This is a genomic window from Haloferax elongans ATCC BAA-1513 (assembly GCF_000336755.1).
GTDB classification, from domain to species: Archaea; Halobacteriota; Halobacteria; order Halobacteriales; family Haloferacaceae; genus Haloferax; species Haloferax elongans.
In genome coordinates this window covers 22932-43324 of record NZ_AOLK01000001.1, presented here as the reverse complement: position 1 = coordinate 43324, position 20393 = coordinate 22932, and the positions used below count along the sequence as shown (strand labels likewise).

Here is a 20393-nt window from a genome sequence, read left to right as displayed (position 1 = left end):
GTGTCGGACACCGCTAGCGCGGTGTCCTTGCCCTCTTCGATTTCAGAGCAGCAGCTGAACTCTATCAACAATCTCCTACAGAAGAGCGAACATGATTAACTCTTCCATTTCAGGTAACATATTCTTCTTATCAAGTGGTTCTCACACTACTATCAATTTAAATTCGGATGACTGCCGTGGGTTCAGAAAGTTCGCACTCTTCAGTGACTGGCTGTTTCACTCCCAGTTCGTGTCTGAAGAATAAGATCGCAACAGAGCCGGAACTGTCTAGTCACGCTAGTGTGAGGAACAAGCAGGTCGGTGAGTGAATTGGCTCTATCGCTCACAGCGATAGACCGAGCAAACGGATATTTTTCGAACAGACCCCTAAACGAGGGTGAAATACCCAAATCCGACAGGTGGTTTTTTACGAAATGAGACCGAATTTTGGCATGCCGTGGAATACTCTATGGTTGTATTCGCCGTAGTCCTAGTATCGAAGGCGTTCGCAGCCCTGCTGTTCGCTGGCTTCGTCGCACATGGGTCAGAAAGCGGGTCAAAGCTTTTGCCCGTGATCATCGCCTGTGGACTGTCGTCGATACTTATTGGTGCGTATGTACAGTTCCGACCGGACGCGACAGGGAAGATGGTTGCATACCTCGACTTCAGCCTACAGTTCGCCGTTCTCCTCTGTGGCGGTGTCTCTCTGTTGAAAACCCGCTCGAAGGTGAGGGCGATGATGTTCGTACTGGTGTCGATCTGGATGTACTCCACGTTAATGGTCATGATCCCGTTCTACGGAACTGGACCATAGGGAGGAGTGGTAGGTCTATGTGCTGTCGTAGAAGGCCCAAGTTCCTCCATGAGAAGAGTATTCCTCGCTTGTGTTCCCAACGTACGTCGTCTCCGCGTTTATTTCGTCGTGGCCATCCGCCCAGAATCCATCGACTGCCTCCCTCGCCTTGTCGATCTGGTAATCTGTATCTCCCGGTAGGAGGCCGTGATCACAAGGGTCTCGGTGGGCCTGACCGATAGCGGCCACCCCTTCGAACGGGACATCGTAGAGCCGGATGTGATACTGTCTCGTCGTGCAAATCAGATTTGGGATGAACCGCATCACGTGCTTGTCGGTGCTCTTCGTACCGCCGTCCGGGAGGTTTACATATCGAGGGTCCCGGAAGGGTGCCGTTTGTGGGCTCGGGAGCCATTTCCCGCCGCCGCGTCCGTTCTCCATGTCGTTTTTGATGGTCTGGGAGTCCTCGGTTTCCCAAGCAACGTTCAGTGGGGCCCCTCTATTCTGCATATCGCTCGCGTCAGACGCATTCTGGTAGTGGTACACAGGCACGTTGGAGTCCAAGTTGGGAATGTCTTGGATCTGGGGCCTCTCTTTCCTCTGCTGCCAGATCTCGTTCTCGGCGTTCATGTTCTCCTCCACAGTCCCAATTACCTGCGTCTGAGTGACCACCTTCTTCGAGATCTTTTCGTTGTCTTCGCCCTCTGGAACGCGGCTTTCGGGGACGATCGCCGGTTCGTACTCGAACAGGGGATCCCCGTACCGTTCTTTGAGATCCTCGCTCCTAAAGGACTGTTTCCGAAGGTACTTGTCATCAGAATCCGGCTTTGGTTCGAACCGATAGGTCATTTCGCCAGTCGCCTCTACAGGCAACTTACGTTCGTTGGTTGCGCCAGCCGCAGCGATAGCAGTGGTGGAGTCTTCGTCGGTTGCAGTCGCTAATGCAGCCGTCACGGTAGTAGCTGTTACTGATGCGCCAATAGCTGTCAGAACCTTTCTCCTCTTCACCATGAGAGGAACTCTTCAACACACAGTAAAGTCTTTTTGACATACATATAATATGGTCGGGTACTGTCTCGTGAGTGGCCTCCGCAACCGGCGTTTGTCCGTCAAGCGATTGATACGGTCTCTGGAAATTATAGTAGTGCACAAATTGTATGACCCACTCGAGGACGGTTCCCTAACTCCCCACCCACACAATATGAAAGCGGTCGCCACGCATTGTGCGGGTTCACTCAACGGAGTCAACCCGACCGCTCCCATACAGGAGAAGTCCGCCCAACCCAGTCGTCACGGTTATAAGTATAAAATAAACAATATTTACATGAGTACTGTTGTAACTGTTAATCAATTGTTATGAACACACTGTCGAGGACTGAACGGATCTGCAGCGTGTCGTTCGAAGCCACCTAGATCAGTTGCCCCGGAGCGATCCAAGCCACCACGGTACCAATACAGTCCGTACTCTCACACCCGACCAGAAGTCCAGAGTGTGCACGGCCCCTTCGTCGAACATCTCTCCATATTACTGTCGCGTCAACTCGTACGTCTGCCCCCGAAATTCGAACCGTCGCGCCTCGGTAGCAGCGTCCCCGACCTAGTCAGCAACGTGGTGATCCGTCTTGAGAACAGCTATATCGATAGTCTCAGACATGAAGGCGAGTGTGTTTCTGAGCTCTCGGTGACATGGATGAGTGGCCCGGCAGCCGCGTCGACCGCCGACAGAGTGTCAGCTGTACCCCGAGCAACTGTATCCCAAGGCCTGTCGTCCGACGAGTATCTGTCATGTGTTGAGGAGCGACTCGACAGTCAAAAAACAGTACCAGCGTCGGTCAAAGACTCAACCGGCGAACTGGCGTATCAAGGATAGTCCAGTAAAGATATCATTTATCAAATATTATTTAAAATCCGCCGACGTCGCAGCCAAGTCGGGTCGCAGTGAACAAAAACTACTGTCAAAACCAACGAGAGTTTGGTCTTGATTGTACAGTGCAATAAACACCAACTCAGAGATGATTCTCGACGTCACAGTGTTCAAACCTCACAGAACAGATCCGACGGCTGCGTTTCTCCATAGACTCACCGAGAAACATGATTGTTCAGAGGCTGAGTTTTTGGCAGATTTCTCCAGTTATTGGACATTTATCGCCCGATTAGAGTCGGACGTTCGGATCAATTACACAAACCGAAACCTGATTGAAAAGTTGTTCCAGACGTCCAAATGAGGGTCGACCGTTTCCACAACTCACGAGTGGGAAGTCAGCTAAGTGCCCACTAGTATCTTGTATAAATTATACATTATTATAACTTTCAGCCACCGCATCAATCACTCGACAAACGAACACCAGTTGGGGAGTATTAACGAGACCGTCCCTCCAGTAGAATGATAATAAATTACTGATATCTCAACAGATACCGATGAATGGGTTCGGCAAGTGCGTAGACGGGTACGTCGACGTTCGAGACCAGTTGTCGCGGTACGTGTTGGACCGTGCTGCGAGTCACTTTGCAGCCGAACGTGCCGAAAAGCAGGCTATCGACTCGCAGAGTGAGTTCGAAAACCGCCGAGAGTGGGTCCGGGAGACGTTTCTGTCGAACATCGGCGGGTTACCCGAGCGAATGGACAACCCATCGGTCGAGACAGTCGAACGACTCGACCGAGACGGGTATTCGGTCGAGTCGGTCGTCTTCGAGAGTCGGCCGAGCTTCCACGTGACCGCAAACTGTTACATTCCCGATGGCGAGGGACCGCACCCAGCGGTTCTCTTTTGCTGTGGGCACATCGACACGCCGAAAACGGATTCACTCAATCAGAAAGCCTGCATCGAACTAGCCTCGAACGGGTTCGTCGTTCTCATCTTCGACCCCATCGCGCAAGGAGAGCGCGAGCAATACCACGACCCCGAAACTGGAGAGACAATCGTGAGTGGTGGTGGTGGCGTGTTCGCCCACTGCTATGCTGGTCAGAAATGCTTCTACGCAGGCACGAACCTCGCGCGATACATGATTCACGACGCGAGGTGTGGGCTCGACTATCTCCACCAACGAACCGACACAGACAGTGACAGAATCGGCGTTACCGGCACCTCGGGCGGCGGTATTCAAACGCTGTACCTCTCGCTTCTGGACGACCGAGTCGCCGCTGCCGCTCCGTGCTGTGCAGTGACTGAGCGGCGAGAGTGGTTGAAGACAGGGAAGCGTATCGACGCCGAGCAGGCACTCTACGGTACAATATCACAGGGAATCAACTACGACGACTTCCTTTCGGCGATGGCACCGCGACCGGTCTGCATCGGTGCTGCAGCATCTGACGAGTACTTCCCCATCGAAGGCGTCAGAGAAGCGTTCGAACGCACACGGCGTCGCTACGACCTGTACGACGCCGAGGAAAACGTCGAGATGGTCGTCGCCGACACGACACACTGCTCGGTGTACGAACTCGGAGACGACGTGTTCGAATGGCTGTGCCAGCGCCTCGGTAACGGGCCGTACGAACCACAGGACGACCACTCGCTTCTCGACCGGGAACGACTACAGTGTACGCAACAGGGAAGCGTCCGAGGAGCGTACGACGACGAGCGAACGATAGATGACCTGATTCGCGCGTACGTGTCGCGGGCGCACCCCGACGCAACCACGCTGCCAGCTGCCGACGGTGACGAGAGGGACGCCCAGCAACTGCGAGAGACGCTGGTCGAGAAGTTCTCGCTCGACCGCGACGGCTGCGAACTCGCTCCGCGCTCGGTCGACCACTCCGAGTGGAACGGGCTCGATGTCGAACGCATCTGGTTCAAGACAGAACGGGACCCGGACATCGTCGTGACGGGCGTGTTGGTTTCAGACCCAGACCAGACTGCCGAGTCACCCGCAATCGTCCTGTTCGAAGCGGGGACCGAAGCACTCCCCGAACGGGCGGGCGAAGTCGAATCGCTCGCCACGCAGTATGGGTCCGTGTTCGTCTTCGACCCGCGCGGTGTCGGTGCAGTTCGGAACCGCCCGATTGAGATTCCAGCGTGGGTCGAAGACGAACACGGAATCTACGGAACCGAGTTCAAATTCGCGTACGATGCACTGCAACTGGAAACGTCGCTTCTCGGGATGCGTGTGTACGACGTGCTTCGTGCGGTTGCGTTCCTCCGCGGCGAGACCGACGCGGGAACGGTTTCTCTCGTGGGGGAGGGAATCGGCGCGTATCACGCACTGTACACTGCAGCCGTCGCAAAGAACATCGGGAGCGTAGAGCTTCGGAACCTCGGCCCGAGTTTCGTCGAGATGGTAACCGAGTCGGATGTCCCGTTTCACTCACAACTCACCGTGTTCGACGTGGTCGGAGTGTGCGACGTTCCACACGTCGTCGCCGCCCTCGACGAACGGGGTGTGCCTGTCGAGACAGCGTGACGGCACGACGGGGTCGTACTCGAAATATATTCGACACAGCTATACAGTACACCTATACTGTATAGCTATAGTGAACAGCTATATCAAGAAGTCATATTGTATAATCCAAACCTAGCTACAATCTACGGCAGTACCCACTATACTGTTGCACCGGCGGAGCGCCGTGATTACCAGTTCCGACAGGTCCCTCAACTAAAATCGAGGGCATAGAGGCTCCGATCGTCTCCGGGAGGTGCACGCATCTGAGAGAACCACAGCCATAATTCATACTCAGAAGTCATAACCACAGCCAACAACCACACCACATACCTGCAATTCATAGCTATATCTCATAACTATACCCTACAACTATACTGAGAACCCAGACCCCACAACTACACCCTAAACTTACATCTCACACCCATAGTTTGCAGATGAGTTTCTCAACTATGGTGGGCGTGGGTACCGATAGTTGGGGTCACGAACGGTGCTGCTCCACAGCAGTATCTCCCAAAGGTTGCAGGTACAGGCTGTATCTGTCCACAATCGCCACACGATATATCCACTATGTTTGAGCACATGCTGTAGCCAGAAACTATAGTTACAAACTATAGCTATACCATATAGCTACATACAATAGCCAGATGTCATCGCTACGTTGTCTGACCTAGATTTATATTCATGGTCTCCAACTAATGCGCAAATGCTCACGTACGCGCCGGTTTCGGAGGCAGGAGGCGTCGGGAAGACGACGACCGCGGCGACGCTCGCGGCGAGCCACGCCCGCGCCGGACACGACGTGCTCGTAATCGACATGGACACGCAAAACGGGAGCCTCACCTACTTCTTCGGTCCCGACTACGACCGCGGAGACCCGAACGTCGACAACCTCGTTCGGCATCTCGTCGGCCGACCGAAGGGAGACTTCCACGACCTCGCTATCGAGGTCGAAGGCGGTATCGACCTCATACCCTCCCACAACATGCTCGAAGACCTCCACGAGTTCCTGCTCAACGAGAAACAGCAGGCCGAGAACTTCGGAGAGTCCTACAGCATGTACCACCAGCTCCATCGCGTCCTCCGGGAGGCGAACGTCCGCGACGAGTACGACGTCGTCATCGTCGACTCCGCCGGGAAGGCAGGTCCGATTCTCTACAACGCGCTCGTCGCAGTACGGAACGTGGTCATCCCGTTCGAAGCGACGGCAAAAGGACAGGAGTCCATCGAGGGACTCGACGACCTCGTCGACGGACTGGAACAGAGCATCAACGTCGACGTGGGCGTCCTGTCTGTCCTGCCAATCGGATACAAAGATACGCGCGACCAGCGGGAGATTCTCAGTGAACTCCGCGAAAGCGGCTTCCCAGTTCCGGTCGTCGTCGGCGAGCGCGGGTCGCTGATGGAAGGGTGCTGGAAACAACAGTGTACCCCCTACACGTACGTCGAGGAACATCGCGACCGGAAGCGCGACTACGAACTCGAAACGCTCGACCAGTTCGACGAACTCGCCCGGCATCTCGAACGCGAGGCCGGTCTCGAAGCCCCCGAGGTGACTGCCTAATGGGACTCAAATCAGGGTCCCGAGACGCCGGTCTCGACGATACGGACGAAGAAACACAACCTGCGGAGACGGAACAAGAGTCTGCACGGTCGGTGGACGAAGAGACAGAGACCGACAACTCATCGGCAAGTCCTACTGAGACTCAGACCACTGAGGCACACACCGCTGAGACGGACGCCGTGGAGTCGGGTTCAGAGTCCGAGACAAAGTCAAACTCAGAGTCAGAGTCAGAATCAGAGTCGCAATCGAAGTCCCAGCGACCGACGATGGACTCGATTCCGTACAAACTTCGGCGCAACAAGGTAAACGAGGGACGCGAGCAGGTTCCGTACTTCCTCCGTGAGGAGGTTATCGATGGGGAAGCAGAGCTCCAGGATACGCTCGAAGAACTCCTCGGGGAGAACGTGTACAAATCCGATTACCGTGAAGCCGCGATGGTGGTCGCCCAGCGGAATCCAGAGTTAATCGCCGAGATACTTCGGGAGTGGGGTTACGACCTCGAGACCGCCTAGCGGAGCCGACTGCTCGTACTTTGTTCGGTACTCACAGCAGGCAGAGCCAGACAGATCCGTCCCTCTCGGCGACACATGTCCCGAAAACAAGATATGAAACAGTCCCGTGAGTACCTCACACTATCGATGGACGACGCACGAAGAGTTCTCCTGCGTGACTTTCTCTTGGGGGCGTCCGGCGTGTGGATACTCAATCAGTTCATCTTCTTCGACGTACCGTTCGACATTTCGGTCGTGCATGTACTGATTACCGGCCTCGTCGCTGGCGGCTGTGGGTGGTTCCAATACCTATCTGAGCACCAAGCCTTCCCGTCTCGGTTCTACGATGTCCGAGACTACCTACGGAACAATCCGCTGCAGACTGTCTTGTTCACCGCAATTGGGATTGCAACGGTCTGTCTTCCGCTCGTTCTGAATTCGGCACTCGTGGGATTCTACTACGCCGGGTTCATCGGCATGTATCTCGGGTTCCTCGGCTATCGCTTCGTATTCGGAGTGGTGCGTCCGGTCCCCGAGGGGGCACTCAACAGAAGCTAAGAGCAACTCCTCACGTATCGACACTAATTATGTGAACAAACCAGAAGATGGAGTAGATGGTCCCCTCCAGACGCCGATTTCTCAAACTAACCGGACTCGCCGCGACTGGGTCACTGGCGAGTACGGTCGCCGCCAGCGACTCGAGGTCTACTTCCGCAACCGAATACGACTGGCCGATGGACCGGTACGACCCTGAAGGAACCGGGTACAATCCCGCAGCAAGCGGGCCAAAAGACGGTGTGAAGGTTGCGTGGTCGCACGACTCGACAGGCTGGTTTCGCGGAACAGAGTCTCCGATTCTGCTGGACGATACACTCTACGCCGTTGGAGAGGGACTGCTCGCACTCGATGCCGAGACAGGAGCCAAAAAATTCGGCCATCCCGGTCCCTATCAGTCGCCGCCAGCTCGTTCTCAGTCATCGGTCTACAACACCGACACGCTGGCAGTCGGGTCCTCGGCCGGAGTGTTCGGCCTGAACGCTTCCGGTGGTTTCGGGTTACCACTCACAGAGACCCAATTCGGGGTCGAACGGTGGAACCAACGATACGAGACTGGACGGTTCTTCTTTAGTCCAGCAGACCCGGTGGCACCGGTCGTCGCCGACGGGGCAATCTACACACCGATTCCGGGCGAGAACGACATCGCCGCACTCGACCCAGACGACGGGAAGATTCGGTGGCGAACGACGATACTCGAAGACGACACGGCCAGTGCCGACTTCAACAGGCCCGCCGTGAAAGACGGATTCGCCTACGTCACGAACTGGCCCAATGGCGTGACCGCGCTCCACACAGATTCTGGAGAGAAACACTGGCAACGCGACGTCGACGAGCAGTTACTCTTGCCGCCAATTGCGACCGAAGCGGGCCTCGTCGTCCCCTCCCGTGGAGTAGTTTGGCTACTAGACCCCAACGATGGGACGACACTGTGGAAACGTACGCTAGATGCGAACGCGACCGAAAGTGCATCGGCGGTGGCCGACGGAACAATCTTCGTCACCGATGAACGGGAGTCGCTACACGCACTGGACCTCGAAACGGGAGAGACGCTGTGGACCGCGCCATTCGGTGGAGCGACGGCACCAGTCGTCGCCGACGGTGTCGTGTATGCAGTCAAAGAGGGCTATTCGCTCGTCGCTTTCGACGCCGAAACAGGTGACAAGCGGTTCGAGTTTCAACCCCCACAGGTCCCGCTCTCTGCGCCCGTCGTCGGCGACGGCGTTCTCTATGCAGTGAACCGCGAGCGCGTCATCGCACTGGAGGAAGCAAAATGACGAACGAACGAGAACACGGCGCGGCCGACACCGAACCAACGACCACAGCATCCAAGCGATGGCTGTCGACCCCAGTCATACTCAAATCGGTGAAAAGGCACGTCAGTCGAGACCCAGGGCTCGTCGTCCCGTTCATGGTTGTGGGTCTCTTCGTCGCCTTCGCCGACTGGGTTCGCATGCGTGACCCGATTCCAGCGTCGGCGTCGGATGGACTCAGTCAAACGTTCAGCGTCCAATATTCCGTGTTTCCGATGGGGACTGCCAGAACAGCCAGACGTGTCGCCGCGTTCGTCGACCTCCGACTCCCGTATTTGGTCGGCGCCGCAACACTCGAACTCCTCGTGGTAGTTGCAGCCGGAGTCGCTGGCTGGCTGACGATTACTCGCGCACTCGACGTCGAGCGGTGCCGCAGTTCGCTCGCCAGATACCTCGGCGGGATGTCGGCAGTGACGATTCTCCCCTGGATGCTCGGCTCTCCGAGTATCGACGTGGAGAGCCTCGTATTCGGGGCACTGTTGTTTCTCATCTTCGTGCTCGTCCTCGTTCGGATCTTCCTCGTTCCCGGATTTCTGGCTGCGGACAACCGAGTCAAGACGGCACTCTGGAAGAGTGTCCGAGCGTCGAGTGGGATTCGCGTGACGTTGTTCTGGCTGCTGACTCTGTTTGGCCTGGCATCGTGGGCACTCGCACAGATACCGGTCGCAGGCGGGCTTCTGAGTACGGTGGTGGTCGGACCAGTTCACGCCATTTCGCTGGCCGTCGTGGTGCGCCAAACCCGGATGGAGAACGCCGCCGAGAGAAACGGCTGACTACTGAAGCAGCCAATCCAGACTGGACGCACAGACCGAAGACCCACTCGCGCCTTTCGGTTCGAGCGTCAGCCTGTGTTCTTGTTCTCGCTCGGTGCAGGTTTTGATTTCGGTCATCGTATGCGTCTCGTTGTCGCCGAGGTCCTCGACGATGTACACCGTGACGTTGCCGGGCTCCCAGGCCTCGATAGTCGTCGTCACTTCGTCGCCGGGTTCGACCGTGATACGCTGCGTTGGAATCCCGTCGTCGGCCAATGTCACGTTCCGGTATCTATCGGGCCAGATCAACTGCGAGAGCGTCGCAAGACGACGTTCGCCATCTCGTGTGGTGACTTCGAAGTTCATCAGGAGTGCGGCTTGCGTACTCTCTACGGTGTACGCAGTCACCCGGTGGGTCGTGTTGTCTTCGTTCGAAATCGTGAACGCCGGTGGTGAGTCGATAGCTTCGCTCGCGACTACAGAGACGCCGCTGAGGAAAACCAGACCGACGAGGAGGAACGTCGTTCGGCGAGAGACCATAGATGGTGTGAGGAAGGCGATGGGAAAATAAACCCGGCATCTATCGAGAACGGGTGGGGTCTAAGGAGGCCGGTGTCCGGTCGATTCACGACCTCCACGATCTGGGACGATGTGAAGATTCACCGAAATTATTATCTTGTCGTAAACTCCGTTGCCTAGCGTGGTTTACGAGACTGGTAATCAGACGGTCGACGAGTCGGTCGCCAAGGTTCTCGACGGGGACCAAATCGACCGGACAGAGGCGTTAGCACTCATCGCACAACCAGTCGAAGACCTCGCACCAGCCGCCGACGCGGTGCGAGCACACTTCGGAGATGACACGGTCGACGCCTGCAGTATCGTGAACGCGAAGGCGGGCAACTGCGCGGAGGACTGCGGATTCTGTGCGCAATCGGTCCACTTCGACACCGGCATCGAAACCTACGGCTTTCTCGACCCGGAGGAGATTCTCGACGCGGCGAAGCGCGCGGAACGAGACGGCGCGCAGCGATTCGGTGTCGTGGTCGCCGAGAAGGGCGTGAGTAAGGAAAAACGCCCAGACGAGTGGGCCGACGTGTTGCGAGCAATCAGGCTCGTCCGCGACGAGACCGACGTCGAAATCGACGCGAGTCTCGGCATCCTGACGGAAGAAGAAGCCGAGATTCTCGCCGACGAAGGCATCAACCACTACAATCACAACATCGAAACGTCACCCCGGTACTTTCCGGAAATCGTCTCGACGCACCGATTCGAAGACCGCGTGAAGACGCTCGAACGCGCAAAAGCGGCGGGCATGGACCTCTGTGCTGGGGTCATTCTCGGCATGGGCGAAGCCCCGACCGACCGGGTGGACGCGGTGCTCGCCCTGCGCGACATCGGCATCTCCTCGCTCCCGGTGAACATCCTGAACCCAGTCGCTCGAACGGAACTCGGCGACAAACTCGGAGACGCCGCCGACATCACGACCGAGGAGATTATCAAGACGATTGCGGTCTACCGACTCTTACTCCCGGACGTTCGCGTTCGGTTGACCGGCGGCCGTGAGGTCAACCTCGACAAAGACGAACAGCACCTGCCGTTCGAAGCAGGGGCAGACGGCATCCTCACTGGCGACTACCTCACGACCGAGGGGCAGTCACCCGGTGACGACATCGAGATTGTCGAGCGAGCGGGACTCCGACCCAATATGGAGGCAAACGAGTTCGACCCCGAAGCGGTCAAATCCCGCTCGAAGAGTGTGGCCGATGGCGCAGCCGAATCAGCGACCGCCAGCGGTGACGCCGAACTCGACGACTGAAGAGTAGACGAACACGCATCGACGGACGACCAACGGACGACTAACTGACGACCAACGGACGACACGACGATGAACGACGTTACATTCGCAGTACTCGGAACGGGTGGTATCGGCCGACGGACGCTCGAAGTCTCGAAACACAAAGACGGGCTGACACCAGTCGCGGCGTGTGACCGCCACGGCGTCGCAGTCGACCACGACGGACTGGACGTGGACGAACTCCTCTCGGCAACAGAAGGGAACATCGCCTCCGACGGCGGCGCGTCGGCGGTCAAGGAAACGGGAGAGATGAAAGGTGTCGCGGCCTCGACGCAGGCCGTTTCGACCGACACGCCCATCGACGACATCATCGCAGAGAGCGACGACATCGACGCCGTACTGATTGCGCTGCCGAACTTCGAACACGACTTCATTCCGCGGGTCGCCGACCGCTTCGTCGACGCGGGCTACTCGGGCGTCCTCGTGGACGTGCTCAAGCGCTCTCGCGTCATCGGGATGCTCGACGAGCGCACCGAGACGTTCGAAGAATCTGGAATCACGTTCGTCTGCGGAGCGGGTGCAACACCCGGCTTCCTCACGGGAGCGGCGGCACTCGCGGCGCAGTCGTTCGTCGAAGTCGACGAGGTCGAAATCTGGTGGGGCGTCGGCCTGAAATCGGGCTACGAGGACAACCGCGGCACAGTCCGCGAGGACATCGCCCACCTCCCCGAGTACGACATCAACGACGCCCGCGAGATGAGCGACGAGGAGATTGCTGAAGTCATCGACGAACACGACGGCGTCATCGAGTTCAACGATATGGAACACGCTGACGACGTGCTGCTGGAGCGCGCTGGCATCTGCGATGCCGAAGACGTCACCGTCGGCGGCATCCTCGACGTGACTTCGGACGAAAAGCCCACGACGACGACTGTTCGCGTGACCGGGACGACCTTCGACGGTGAACGCGGGACCAACACCTTCCAACTGGACGACAACACCAGCATGGAAGCTAACGTCAACGGCCCGGCACTGGGCTACCTGAAGTCGGCCGTCCGACGAAACCGCGCGGGAGAGTACGGTGTCTTCGGCCCGGCAGAGTTGCTGCCGCAGTTCTGATGGGTCCACGATGACCGAACAGGCGGACCCGGACACTGGCGTCGAAGGCGGCGGTCTCGACCACGGGTTCGACCCCGCTGCGCGCCTCGCCGAGCAACGGGACCGAAACCTCGACCGCGACCTCCAACCGGCAGACTGCGTCGCGGCGCGAGCGCGGATGGCACCAGACCCACGCGGCAACCGGCCCGACTACGGCGACGAACGACTCGTCTTCGCGGCGAACAACTACCTCGGACTGGCGCAGGACGACCGCGTCGTTTGCGCTGCACAGGAGGCAGCCGAGTCGGTGGGGACCGGCGCTGGGGCGAGTCGGCTCGTCACCGGAGATACAAGACTTCACCGCGCGTTAGAGCGTGATATCGCCGACGCGAAAGGGACTGAACGTGCCCTGCTCTTTTCGTCGGGGTACGCAGCGAACGTCGGAACCATCACCGCACTCGCCCCCGACGTGGTATTCTCCGACGAACTGAATCACGCGAGTATCATCGATGGCTGTCGGCTCTCCGGGGCCGAGACAGTCGTCTACGACCACTGTGACCCAAATTCGCTTGCCGAGGAGATGGCCGCTCGCGGCATTGTCGGCGACGGCGACGAACAGTGTGGCGCCGATGTCCAGCCCGACGCCGACGAACAGCGTGATGCCGACGAGCAGCGTGACACCGACGAATCGTGGCTCGTCGTTACCGACTCGGTGTTCAGCATGGACGGCGACGTGGCACCGCTCGCCGAGATTTGCGACGTAGCCGAACGGTTTGGGGCGTGGGTCATGGTCGACGAGGCCCACGCGACCGGTCTCTACGACGGCGGCGGAATCGTCCAACGCGACGGACTGGCTGACCGCGTGCAGGTTCAGATGGGGACGCTCTCGAAAGCACTCGCCAGTCAGGGCGGCTACATCGCCGGAAGCGAGAGTCTCATCGAACACGTGGTGAACGCCGCGCGGTCGTTCGTCTTCTCGACCGGTCTGGCACCGCCCGCGGTCGGTGCTGCCCGCGAAGCCCTCCGAATCGCCCGTGAAGGCGACCGTCGCGAGCAGTTATGGGACAACGTCGAGTACCTCCGCGACGGCCTCACGTCGCTTGGGTACGACGTACTGGGCGAGACGCAGATTCTTCCGGTGCTGGTCGGCAGCCGCGATGACGCAGTCGCCCTCGCAGACCGCATTCGAGACTGCGGCATCGTCGCTCCCGCAATTCGCCCGCCCACCGTTCCCGAGGGGACGAGTCGCATCCGCATCGCACCGATGGCGACCCACACGACAGCCGAACTCGACCGCTGTCTCGACGCCTTCGAAACCGCGGGACTGGAGCGTGGTCTACTATGACAGAATCTGAGACGCTAGACGACGCCTTCGCCGTCGTCGGGACAGATACGAACGTCGGCAAGACGTTCGTTACGGCAGGTCTCGTCGGCTGGTTGCGTGAGTTAGGGTCCGACGCACGCGGTGTGAAGCCGGTTCAGTCGGGCTACCCACCGGACGACGACGCGGCGTTCGTCGCTGACGTCTGTGGAGACGACAGCGCAGCGACGTGTCCACGACGACTCGGGCCAGCATTGGCTCCCGCCGTCGCCGCCGACGTTGCGGACGAAACGCTCGAATACGAGACGATTCGGGACGAAGCCCGCTCGCTGCTCGCCGAATCGAATCTCGGGGTGTTGGAAGGTGTCGGCGGGTTACGAGTCCCGCTGGCCGACGGCCGCGAAGTGATTGATTTAGTCGCCGACTTGGGCATTCCAGCAGTGCTCGTGGCTCGGTCGGGGCTGGGAACGCTGAATCACACCGCACTGTCCGTCTCAGCGCTGCGGAATCGGGGGATTACGGTGTCAGCAATCGTGCTGAACCACTACGAAGGCGAGACACTTGCGGAGCGAACCAACCCCGACGTGCTCGTCGAGATGACCGACTGCCCGGTGCACACGCTGCCGCCGCTCGACGTTTCAGAGCCGTCAGCTGTGGTCACAGGCGTTCGAGAACATCTCCCGCCGGACGTGTTTCCCGAACGTGTCGTCTCGGGCGGCGCATCCCTCACTGACGACTAGGGTGTACGTCGAGGGACTCATAGCGCAGACACCTACGTCGAGAGGTTTTCTGACGGTACCCATCCCTCACGCCCATCCGATGCGGTACACCACATCTGCTACTGGCAGTCAACCACTCGTCAGCCATCGACCAAAACGACCACACAGACCCCAGCAACGGCGGTCGCACCACCAGTCACGACAAACGGAACGGCGAAGCCGACTGTCGAGAGGATGCCGGTAACGACGGGACCGACCGCGAATCCAATGCTGAAAGCGGTTGTTACGAACCCCATCTGGAGGCCGGTTCGACCGGCGTCGGCCAGGTCCGCGGCGAGTGCGTAGACTGGAGCGATGACACCGGCGAGCGCGACACCGAGCAGTGCACGCAACGCCACGAATCCCCAGAGCGTCTGGGCGAAGCCCATCAGTGCGACGAGTGGTGCGCTAAGAAACAGTCCGGCCGCGATGAACACCATCCGGCCGAAGCGGTCAGTCGCGCGACCGACCGGAATCTGCACGACGAGGCGGGTAATCGTGGTAATCGCGAAGACGAGTCCGAAACTCGCTTTCGACCCGCCGATTCGTTCCAAAATCGGCATCTCCATCGAGATGACCGCAGAGACGCCAATCATGACGGTGATAACGGCGACGACGAGCCCGCAGAACGACCGCGCCTGCGACCACGAGGAGAAGATGCGCCCCGAGTCGACGTCCGCCGTGTCTTCGTCAGGCTCGTCGACTGCCGTCGAAACGTCGGGGATGCCGACCCGAATCACCACGACCATCGCCACGATAAGCACTGCACCGAGGGAGAAGGTGGCCTGAAGGCCGTATACGTCGGCGACTGCACCGCCGACGATTGGTGCGACCCCCCAGCCGAGGGTTCGAAGCGACGAGAAGAAACCCATGGCGCTGCCGCGGGACTCGCCGACAGTGAGTCGTTCGAGAAGCGCCATCAGCGCCGGTGTTGAAATCGCGAGTGCGACACCGTGGAGTGCGCGGACCGACAGCAACACACCGAGTGACCCGGTGATGCCATACGCGTAGATGACACCGGCAGTGACGAGCAACCCCGCCTCGACGAACGGTTTTCTGGCACCGATTCGGTCCGAGAAGTGCCCCATCGGCAGTTGAACCGCGGAGCGAACGACGCCGAAGACGGCGAAGAACACGCCGACCTGCACCTCTTGGGTGACGCGAATCCCGGCGACCGTCGCGGGAACCATCGGCGCCTCCACACCGGCGACGAGCGGAGCCAAAAGCGGGATAATGAGCCCAGCGCCGAACGACGCCCCTGCCTGCGAGACCGACAGAATGGCGAGGCTCCGAGAGATACCCCACCGCTCGACCACAGCGGTAACGAGCCTCGAACGCCACGACGCGCCGGACTCCAGAGACATCAGTCGGTGGACAGAGGCGTGCGTTCGGCGAGTGTGTTCATCGGGACGCTTCAGTCGTCGCTTCGAGGTCGCTGCCGATGCGTTCGATATCGTCGAGGAGCGACTCGACGTCAGCCCACGTCGCCCGGGGATTGAGCAGGGTGAACTTCAGACTCGCGACGCCATCGACCTCGGTGCGAGCGACGACGGCACGGCCCTCGTTCAGGAGCGTGTCCCGAATGCGCTCGTTGAGTGTGCCGACGTACTGGTCTGTGTCGGTGTCTGACGGAACGTGTTCGGGAACGTATCGGAAGACGACCGCATTCAGTGTCGGCGTGTGAAGACACGCGAATCGGTCGCTATCTTGGAGATACGCTGCGGTCTCCGAGGCCAGTTCGAGAGTCGAGTCGACGAGTTCCCCGAGTCGCTTTCGACCCAGTGTTCGGAACGTCACGTAGGGTTTGAGGGCGTCGAACCGGCGGGTCGTCTGGACCGACTTCGAGACGAGGTTCGGCACCCCTGCCTCGTCGTCCGATTCGGGGTTGAGGTACGCCGCGTGTCGCTGGATGTACTGGTAGTTCGTTCCGTCCTGCAGGAGGAACGCACCACAGCTAATCGGCTGATAGAACAGCTTGTGGAAGTCGACGGCGATGGAGTCAGCACACTCGATAGCGGCTAGTTTCTCGTGGTGAGTGTCGCTAAACGCGAGTGCACCACCGTAGGCGGCGTCGACGTGGAACCACAGGTCGTGTTCGTGCGCGCGAGCGGCGAGTTTCGGAAGTGGGTCGATGCTACCGAAATCAGTCGTTCCAGCAGTGCCGACAAGCGCGAAGGGAACGAGGTCTTGGTCGTCCAGTGTGTCGAGTGTCTCGTCGAGCGCGTCGACCGACATGCGGTGTTCGTCGTCGGTCTCGATAGACACGACAGCGTTCTCGCCGAGACCCAACTGCGCCGCCGACTGTTTGGCCGTGAAGTGGGCGTCTGCCGAGCAGAGAATCCGCAGCCGGTCGGCCTCCGGGGGCAGTCCGTCTTCGGTCACCCAGTGGTCGAACCGCTCGTCCGCCACCTTGTTGCGGGCCAAGAGCAGCCCCATGAAGTTCGACTGCGTGCCGCCGCTAGTGAAGACGCCGTCGGCTTCGTCGTCGTATCCGAACGTCTCAGCCAGCGTCTCTACCATCCGCTGTTCGAGGATGGTCGCCGCACCGCTTTGGTCCCACGAGTCGAGCGACTGATTCGCAGCCGTCAGCAACACCTCGGCCGCGAGTCCTGGGATCACCGGCGGGCAGTGGAGGTGTGCACCGCATGCCGGGTGCGCAACTCGAATTGTCTCCGCGAGAATCTCCTCGGAGACGTGGTCCAGTGTCTCGTCGAGTCCAGCGCCCTCCTCGGGGAGGCAGTCGAACGAAGCCAGTTGCGCTTCGACGGCTTCCGGGCTCGCACCCGTGTACGGCGAGTCGGCTTCGCCGAACGCCTTGGCGACAATGTCGATAGACTGCTCGATTGCATCACGGTAAGACTCGGCTCCGACCTCGCTCCCGAGGAAGAGCGAATCGACAGACTCCGCGTCGGAAGTGGGGCGGGACTCGGGCGGGGCATCGAGCGACTCGTGGCTCATGCTGCCCCCTGAAGTGGCTTTCGAGCCTCGACCGCAGCGCGGACTGCCTCGTGGAATCGGTCGGCAATCTCGTCGATGTCGGTCTTGTTGACGATGAGCGGTGGGAGGAACCGAGCCGTACAGCTGTGTCGGCCACCGAGTTCGATGATAAGGCCGCGGTCGAAGCACTCCTCTCGAACCCGCTTTGCGAGCTCTGTATTCGCCGGGTAGTGACCTAAGGAATCGGGCTCGCCAGTCGGGTCGACGAACTCGACGCCGAGCATGAGCCCGCGCCCGCGGACGTCGCCGACGACCTCGTAGTCGCCGTCGAGGTCCTCAAGATGGTCACGCAGTCGTGCTCCCATGTTCGCCGCATGGGTGTGCAAGTTGTTTTCGACGACGTGTTCGATTGTCGCCCGGCCAGCAGCCATCGCAACCTGATTCCCGCGGAAGGTTCCGGCGTGCGCACCGGGCTCCCAGACGTCGAGGTCCTCTCGGTAGAGGACGACAGACAGCGGGAGGCCGCCGCCGACAGCCTTCGAGAGGGTGACAACGTCGGGGACGATATCCGCGTGCTCGAAGGCGAACAACTCGCCTGTGCGTCCGAGCCCAGTCTGAATCTCGTCCACGATGAGCGGGATGTCACGCTCGCGGGTGATGCGGCGAATCTCTCTCGCCCACTCGTCGGGGGCAGGAACCGCACCACCCTCACCTTGGACGAGTTCGAGAATCATCCCCGCGGGGTCGACGATACCAGACGACGGGTTGTCTAGCAAGCGTTCGACGTATTCGCTGGAGACGCGGTGTGACTCGTCGCCACCGATACCGAACGGGCATCGGTATGCGTACGGATACGGCAGATGATGCACATCGCTCATGAGTCCCGGAACGGACTCTTTGGGACCGGTGTCGCCCATGAGGCTGAGCGCCCCGTTTGTCATACCGTGATACCCGCCCTGGAACGCGAGCATACTCCGGTTTCCGGTTGCTGTCTTCGTCAGCTTCATCGCCGCTTCGACGGCGTCAGTACCGGCGGGACTACAGAATTGAATCTTCGCGTTGTTGGCGAACTCGGCCGGAAGACTGTCGAAGAGTTCGTCGACGAACGCCTCCTTGACCGGCGACGTGATGTCGAGTGTGTGGAGCGGGCGTGTCTCCGAAAGCACTCGCTCGATTGCGTCTGTGACCACGGGGTGGTTGTGGCCGAGCGCGAGTGTGCCAGCACCTGCGAGGCAGTCGAGATACTGGTTCCCGTCCATGTCGGTGACCGTGATACCACGAGCCTCGTCGATGGCGAGTGGGAGGTGACGCGGGTACGTCCGCGCGTTCGACTCCCGGACTGCTTGTTGGCCCAGGAGGCTGTCGTCCGATGCGTCCACGTACTTCATCAGTTCTCACCCACGGTGTCGCCGTGATTCGTACGAACTGTGAGGCCTGCCAATTGTTGCTGCATATGTTTTAGGCTAGCCTAAACCAGTGTAATGCGTTTCGATTTTAGGTCGGCCTAAAGGTATTTGTGCATTCCCCCTACAACCATTAGAGTTGTCGGCAGAAAGCGGTGCCCGAAGCCATGGTGGGGGGGTGCGGTGGGTGGAATTGGACAGGGCGGGATGAGATGGGATGGAGGGGGTTGGAACGGGTGGAATGTGCTGCGACGAGTGGGAGAAAACGAGAGACAATTCGCCAGTAACTAGCGCCAGATGAGGGAATCCCCTCACCACATGTGACAATATGATGCACAAGCAGATACAGAATCACAAAGAGAAAACAGTGAGGAAAATCAACTAAATTTCGAGCGAGTCACTGAAAAATTCGCATCTAGTCGCATTATTGATATCAGATACATAAATTGAATCAGAGTACACATAGAGATAATAGTCCATAATCAGACATTCAGACCCAATTTTGGAACCAATACAGGACAGCCATCTACTATATTTTCCTTGATATTTCCTGCCTGGAGTGGGGTTCTATTTTCGAGGGAGACGACTCAAGAGGGAGACCGATATAGAGTTCTATAGATAGTAAATAGCCACCAATATTGTTCTAGTTGTACAAATAGCTCAAATGGACTCATTACAGTCATACATGTGTAAATGGTAATTACCAACTACTAACAACACAACCTCCGTTTGTTTACGAACCCTCCCCGTCTGCCAACGGAATCCGTAGTAGCCGGAATATCACGTCAACGGACTAAAACTTGATTATCCAAGCTGGTGAATGGGTGAGTGTGATGTACAACCACATCCTCATCCCCATCGACGGGAGCGATGGGTCCATGCGCGGTGTCGAGTACGGACTCGATATCGCACAGAAGTACGGCGCGACTGTTCACGCACTCTACGTCGTCGACCGGCGAACGTACGGCGATACGCCAGCACTCTCGAGTGACGAGTTGTTCTTCGAGCAGGTCGAAGACCACGGTGAAGAGATACTCGAGACAGTCGAAGAGAAAGCCAAAGAACTGGGACTCGAAACGATCACTGTCTGCAAGCGGGGGCTCCCACACGAGACCATCCTCAAATACGTGGAAGAACAGGGAATCGACCTCATCGTGATGGGAAAACACGGCCACTCGGATTTCGAGCTTCCGCACATCGGGAGCTGTACAGACCGCGTGGTTCGGTCGGCAAAAGTTCCGGTCCACCCAATCTGAGCGG

17 protein-coding genes and 1 pseudogene are annotated in these 20393 nt (G+C 58.8%); 12 read left to right on the top strand and 6 right to left on the bottom strand.

From position 1 onward, the window contains the following. Positions 1-448 precede the first annotated feature (448 nt). Positions 449-793: a hypothetical protein gene (locus tag C453_RS00200; RefSeq protein ID WP_008321947.1), complete on the top strand. Its 345-nt coding sequence runs from the start codon at positions 449-451 to the stop codon at positions 791-793. A gap of 15 nt (positions 794-808) precedes the next feature. Here C453_RS00200 and C453_RS00195 read toward each other — a convergent pair whose 3' ends face one another. Together C453_RS00195 and C453_RS19720 are read right to left on the bottom strand one after the other, a co-directional pair. Then, on the bottom strand, positions 809-1783 hold the full coding sequence (locus C453_RS00195; protein WP_008321946.1) for a hypothetical protein: 975 nt from the start codon (positions 1781-1783) through the stop codon (positions 809-811). 67 nt (positions 1784-1850) lie between these two features. Further along, positions 1851-2003 (bottom strand): annotated as a pseudogene (locus C453_RS19720) (IS6 family transposase); the annotation flags it as partial. Positions 2004-3190: 1187 nt separating this feature from the next. On the opposite strand from C453_RS19720, the gene C453_RS00185 reads away from it, so the two are divergent. From C453_RS00185 to C453_RS00160, 6 genes are all read left to right on the top strand, one after another. After that, positions 3191-5170: an alpha/beta hydrolase family protein gene (locus C453_RS00185; RefSeq protein WP_008321944.1), complete on the top strand. Its 1980-nt coding sequence runs from the start codon at positions 3191-3193 to the stop codon at positions 5168-5170. A 682-nt stretch (positions 5171-5852) separates the two neighbouring features. Next, entirely contained in the window at positions 5853-6710 is an 858-nt protein-coding gene (locus C453_RS00180; RefSeq protein WP_008321943.1) for a ParA family protein, read from the top strand. Continuing rightward, positions 6710-7222 carry a hypothetical protein gene (locus C453_RS20275; protein ID WP_008321942.1) on the top strand — a complete coding sequence of 171 codons (513 nt, stop codon included), beginning with the start codon at positions 6710-6712 and terminating at the stop codon, positions 7220-7222. Before C453_RS00180 ends, C453_RS20275 begins: the two co-directional genes overlap by 1 nt. 126 nt (positions 7223-7348) lie before the next feature. Continuing rightward, positions 7349-7759: a hypothetical protein gene (locus tag C453_RS00170; protein WP_241430631.1), complete on the top strand. Its 411-nt coding sequence runs from the start codon at positions 7349-7351 to the stop codon at positions 7757-7759. Positions 7760-7935: 176 nt separating this feature from the next. Next, a complete protein-coding gene (locus tag C453_RS00165; protein WP_008321940.1) occupies positions 7936-9033 on the top strand; it encodes a PQQ-binding-like beta-propeller repeat protein in 1098 nt (365 codons plus the stop codon). Next, the gene (locus tag C453_RS00160) at positions 9030-9842 is read left to right on the top strand and encodes a hypothetical protein (protein ID WP_008321939.1); all 813 of its coding nucleotides are present in this window, start codon (positions 9030-9032) and stop codon (positions 9840-9842) included. Before C453_RS00165 ends, C453_RS00160 begins: the two co-directional genes overlap by 4 nt. Here the strand turns inward: C453_RS00160 and C453_RS00155 are convergent, their stop codons facing one another. Next, positions 9843-10361 carry a hypothetical protein gene (locus tag C453_RS00155; RefSeq protein ID WP_008321938.1) on the bottom strand — a complete coding sequence of 173 codons (519 nt, stop codon included), beginning with the start codon at positions 10359-10361 and terminating at the stop codon, positions 9843-9845. 160 nt (positions 10362-10521) lie between these two features. On the opposite strand from C453_RS00155, the gene bioB reads away from it, so the two are divergent. From bioB to bioD, 4 genes are all read left to right on the top strand, one after another. After that, entirely contained in the window at positions 10522-11637 is a 1116-nt protein-coding gene (gene bioB, locus C453_RS00150) for a biotin synthase BioB (protein ID WP_008321937.1), read from the top strand. 69 nt (positions 11638-11706) lie between these two features. Continuing rightward, positions 11707-12735 carry a Gfo/Idh/MocA family oxidoreductase gene (locus C453_RS00145; RefSeq protein WP_008321936.1) on the top strand — a complete coding sequence of 343 codons (1029 nt, stop codon included), beginning with the start codon at positions 11707-11709 and terminating at the stop codon, positions 12733-12735. A 10-nt stretch (positions 12736-12745) separates the two neighbouring features. Continuing rightward, the gene (locus tag C453_RS00140; RefSeq protein WP_008321935.1) at positions 12746-14059 is read left to right on the top strand and encodes an aminotransferase class I/II-fold pyridoxal phosphate-dependent enzyme; all 1314 of its coding nucleotides are present in this window, start codon (positions 12746-12748) and stop codon (positions 14057-14059) included. Next, on the top strand, positions 14056-14775 hold the full coding sequence (bioD, locus tag C453_RS00135) for a dethiobiotin synthase (protein WP_008321933.1): 720 nt from the start codon (positions 14056-14058) through the stop codon (positions 14773-14775). The genes C453_RS00140 and bioD overlap by 4 nt, the downstream gene beginning before the upstream one ends. A gap of 119 nt (positions 14776-14894) precedes the next feature. Here the strand turns inward: bioD and C453_RS00130 are convergent, their stop codons facing one another. The 3 genes from C453_RS00130 to C453_RS00120 are packed head-to-tail and all read right to left on the bottom strand — an operon-like array spanning position 14895 to position 19118. Further along, on the bottom strand, positions 14895-16157 hold the full coding sequence (locus tag C453_RS00130) for an MFS transporter (RefSeq protein WP_008321932.1): 1263 nt from the start codon (positions 16155-16157) through the stop codon (positions 14895-14897). Between the two features lie 37 nt (positions 16158-16194). Beyond that, the gene (locus C453_RS00125) at positions 16195-17751 is read right to left on the bottom strand and encodes a pyridoxal phosphate-dependent decarboxylase family protein (RefSeq protein WP_008321931.1); all 1557 of its coding nucleotides are present in this window, start codon (positions 17749-17751) and stop codon (positions 16195-16197) included. Continuing rightward, positions 17748-19118 carry a diaminobutyrate--2-oxoglutarate transaminase gene (locus C453_RS00120; protein WP_008321930.1) on the bottom strand — a complete coding sequence of 457 codons (1371 nt, stop codon included), beginning with the start codon at positions 19116-19118 and terminating at the stop codon, positions 17748-17750. Before C453_RS00120 ends, C453_RS00125 begins: the two co-directional genes overlap by 4 nt. An 848-nt stretch (positions 19119-19966) precedes the next feature. Between C453_RS00120 and C453_RS00115 the strand changes: the two genes are divergently transcribed. Further along, positions 19967-20389: a universal stress protein gene (locus C453_RS00115; protein WP_008321929.1), complete on the top strand. Its 423-nt coding sequence runs from the start codon at positions 19967-19969 to the stop codon at positions 20387-20389. The last annotated feature ends 4 nt before the right edge of the window (positions 20390-20393 follow it).

Bases quoted from the DNA above. Each gene is read 5' to 3' on its own strand.
- C453_RS00160 (WP_008321939.1), top strand. From the start codon at position 9,030: ATGACGAACGAACGAGAACACGGCGCGGCCGACACCGAACCAACGACC.
- C453_RS00130 (WP_008321932.1), bottom strand. From the start codon at position 16,157: ATGTCTCTGGAGTCCGGCGCGTCGTGGCGTTCGAGGCTCGTTACCGCT.
- C453_RS00195 (WP_008321946.1), bottom strand. From the start codon at position 1,783: ATGGTGAAGAGGAGAAAGGTTCTGACAGCTATTGGCGCATCAGTAACA.
- C453_RS00155 (WP_008321938.1), bottom strand. From the start codon at position 10,361: ATGGTCTCTCGCCGAACGACGTTCCTCCTCGTCGGTCTGGTTTTCCTC.
- bioD (WP_008321933.1), top strand. From the start codon at position 14,056: ATGACAGAATCTGAGACGCTAGACGACGCCTTCGCCGTCGTCGGGACA.
- C453_RS00180 (WP_008321943.1), top strand. From the start codon at position 5,853: ATGCTCACGTACGCGCCGGTTTCGGAGGCAGGAGGCGTCGGGAAGACG.
- C453_RS00200 (WP_008321947.1), top strand. From the start codon at position 449: ATGGTTGTATTCGCCGTAGTCCTAGTATCGAAGGCGTTCGCAGCCCTG.
- C453_RS00165 (WP_008321940.1), top strand. From the start codon at position 7,936: ATGGACCGGTACGACCCTGAAGGAACCGGGTACAATCCCGCAGCAAGC.
- C453_RS00140 (WP_008321935.1), top strand. From the start codon at position 12,746: ATGACCGAACAGGCGGACCCGGACACTGGCGTCGAAGGCGGCGGTCTC.
- C453_RS20275 (WP_008321942.1), top strand. From the start codon at position 6,710: ATGGGACTCAAATCAGGGTCCCGAGACGCCGGTCTCGACGATACGGAC.
- C453_RS00120 (WP_008321930.1), bottom strand. From the start codon at position 19,118: ATGAAGTACGTGGACGCATCGGACGACAGCCTCCTGGGCCAACAAGCA.
- C453_RS00125 (WP_008321931.1), bottom strand. From the start codon at position 17,751: ATGAGCCACGAGTCGCTCGATGCCCCGCCCGAGTCCCGCCCCACTTCC.
- C453_RS00115 (WP_008321929.1), top strand. From the start codon at position 19,967: ATGTACAACCACATCCTCATCCCCATCGACGGGAGCGATGGGTCCATG.
- C453_RS00145 (WP_008321936.1), top strand. From the start codon at position 11,707: ATGAACGACGTTACATTCGCAGTACTCGGAACGGGTGGTATCGGCCGA.
- C453_RS00170 (WP_241430631.1), top strand. From the start codon at position 7,349: ATGGACGACGCACGAAGAGTTCTCCTGCGTGACTTTCTCTTGGGGGCG.
- C453_RS00185 (WP_008321944.1), top strand. From the start codon at position 3,191: ATGAATGGGTTCGGCAAGTGCGTAGACGGGTACGTCGACGTTCGAGAC.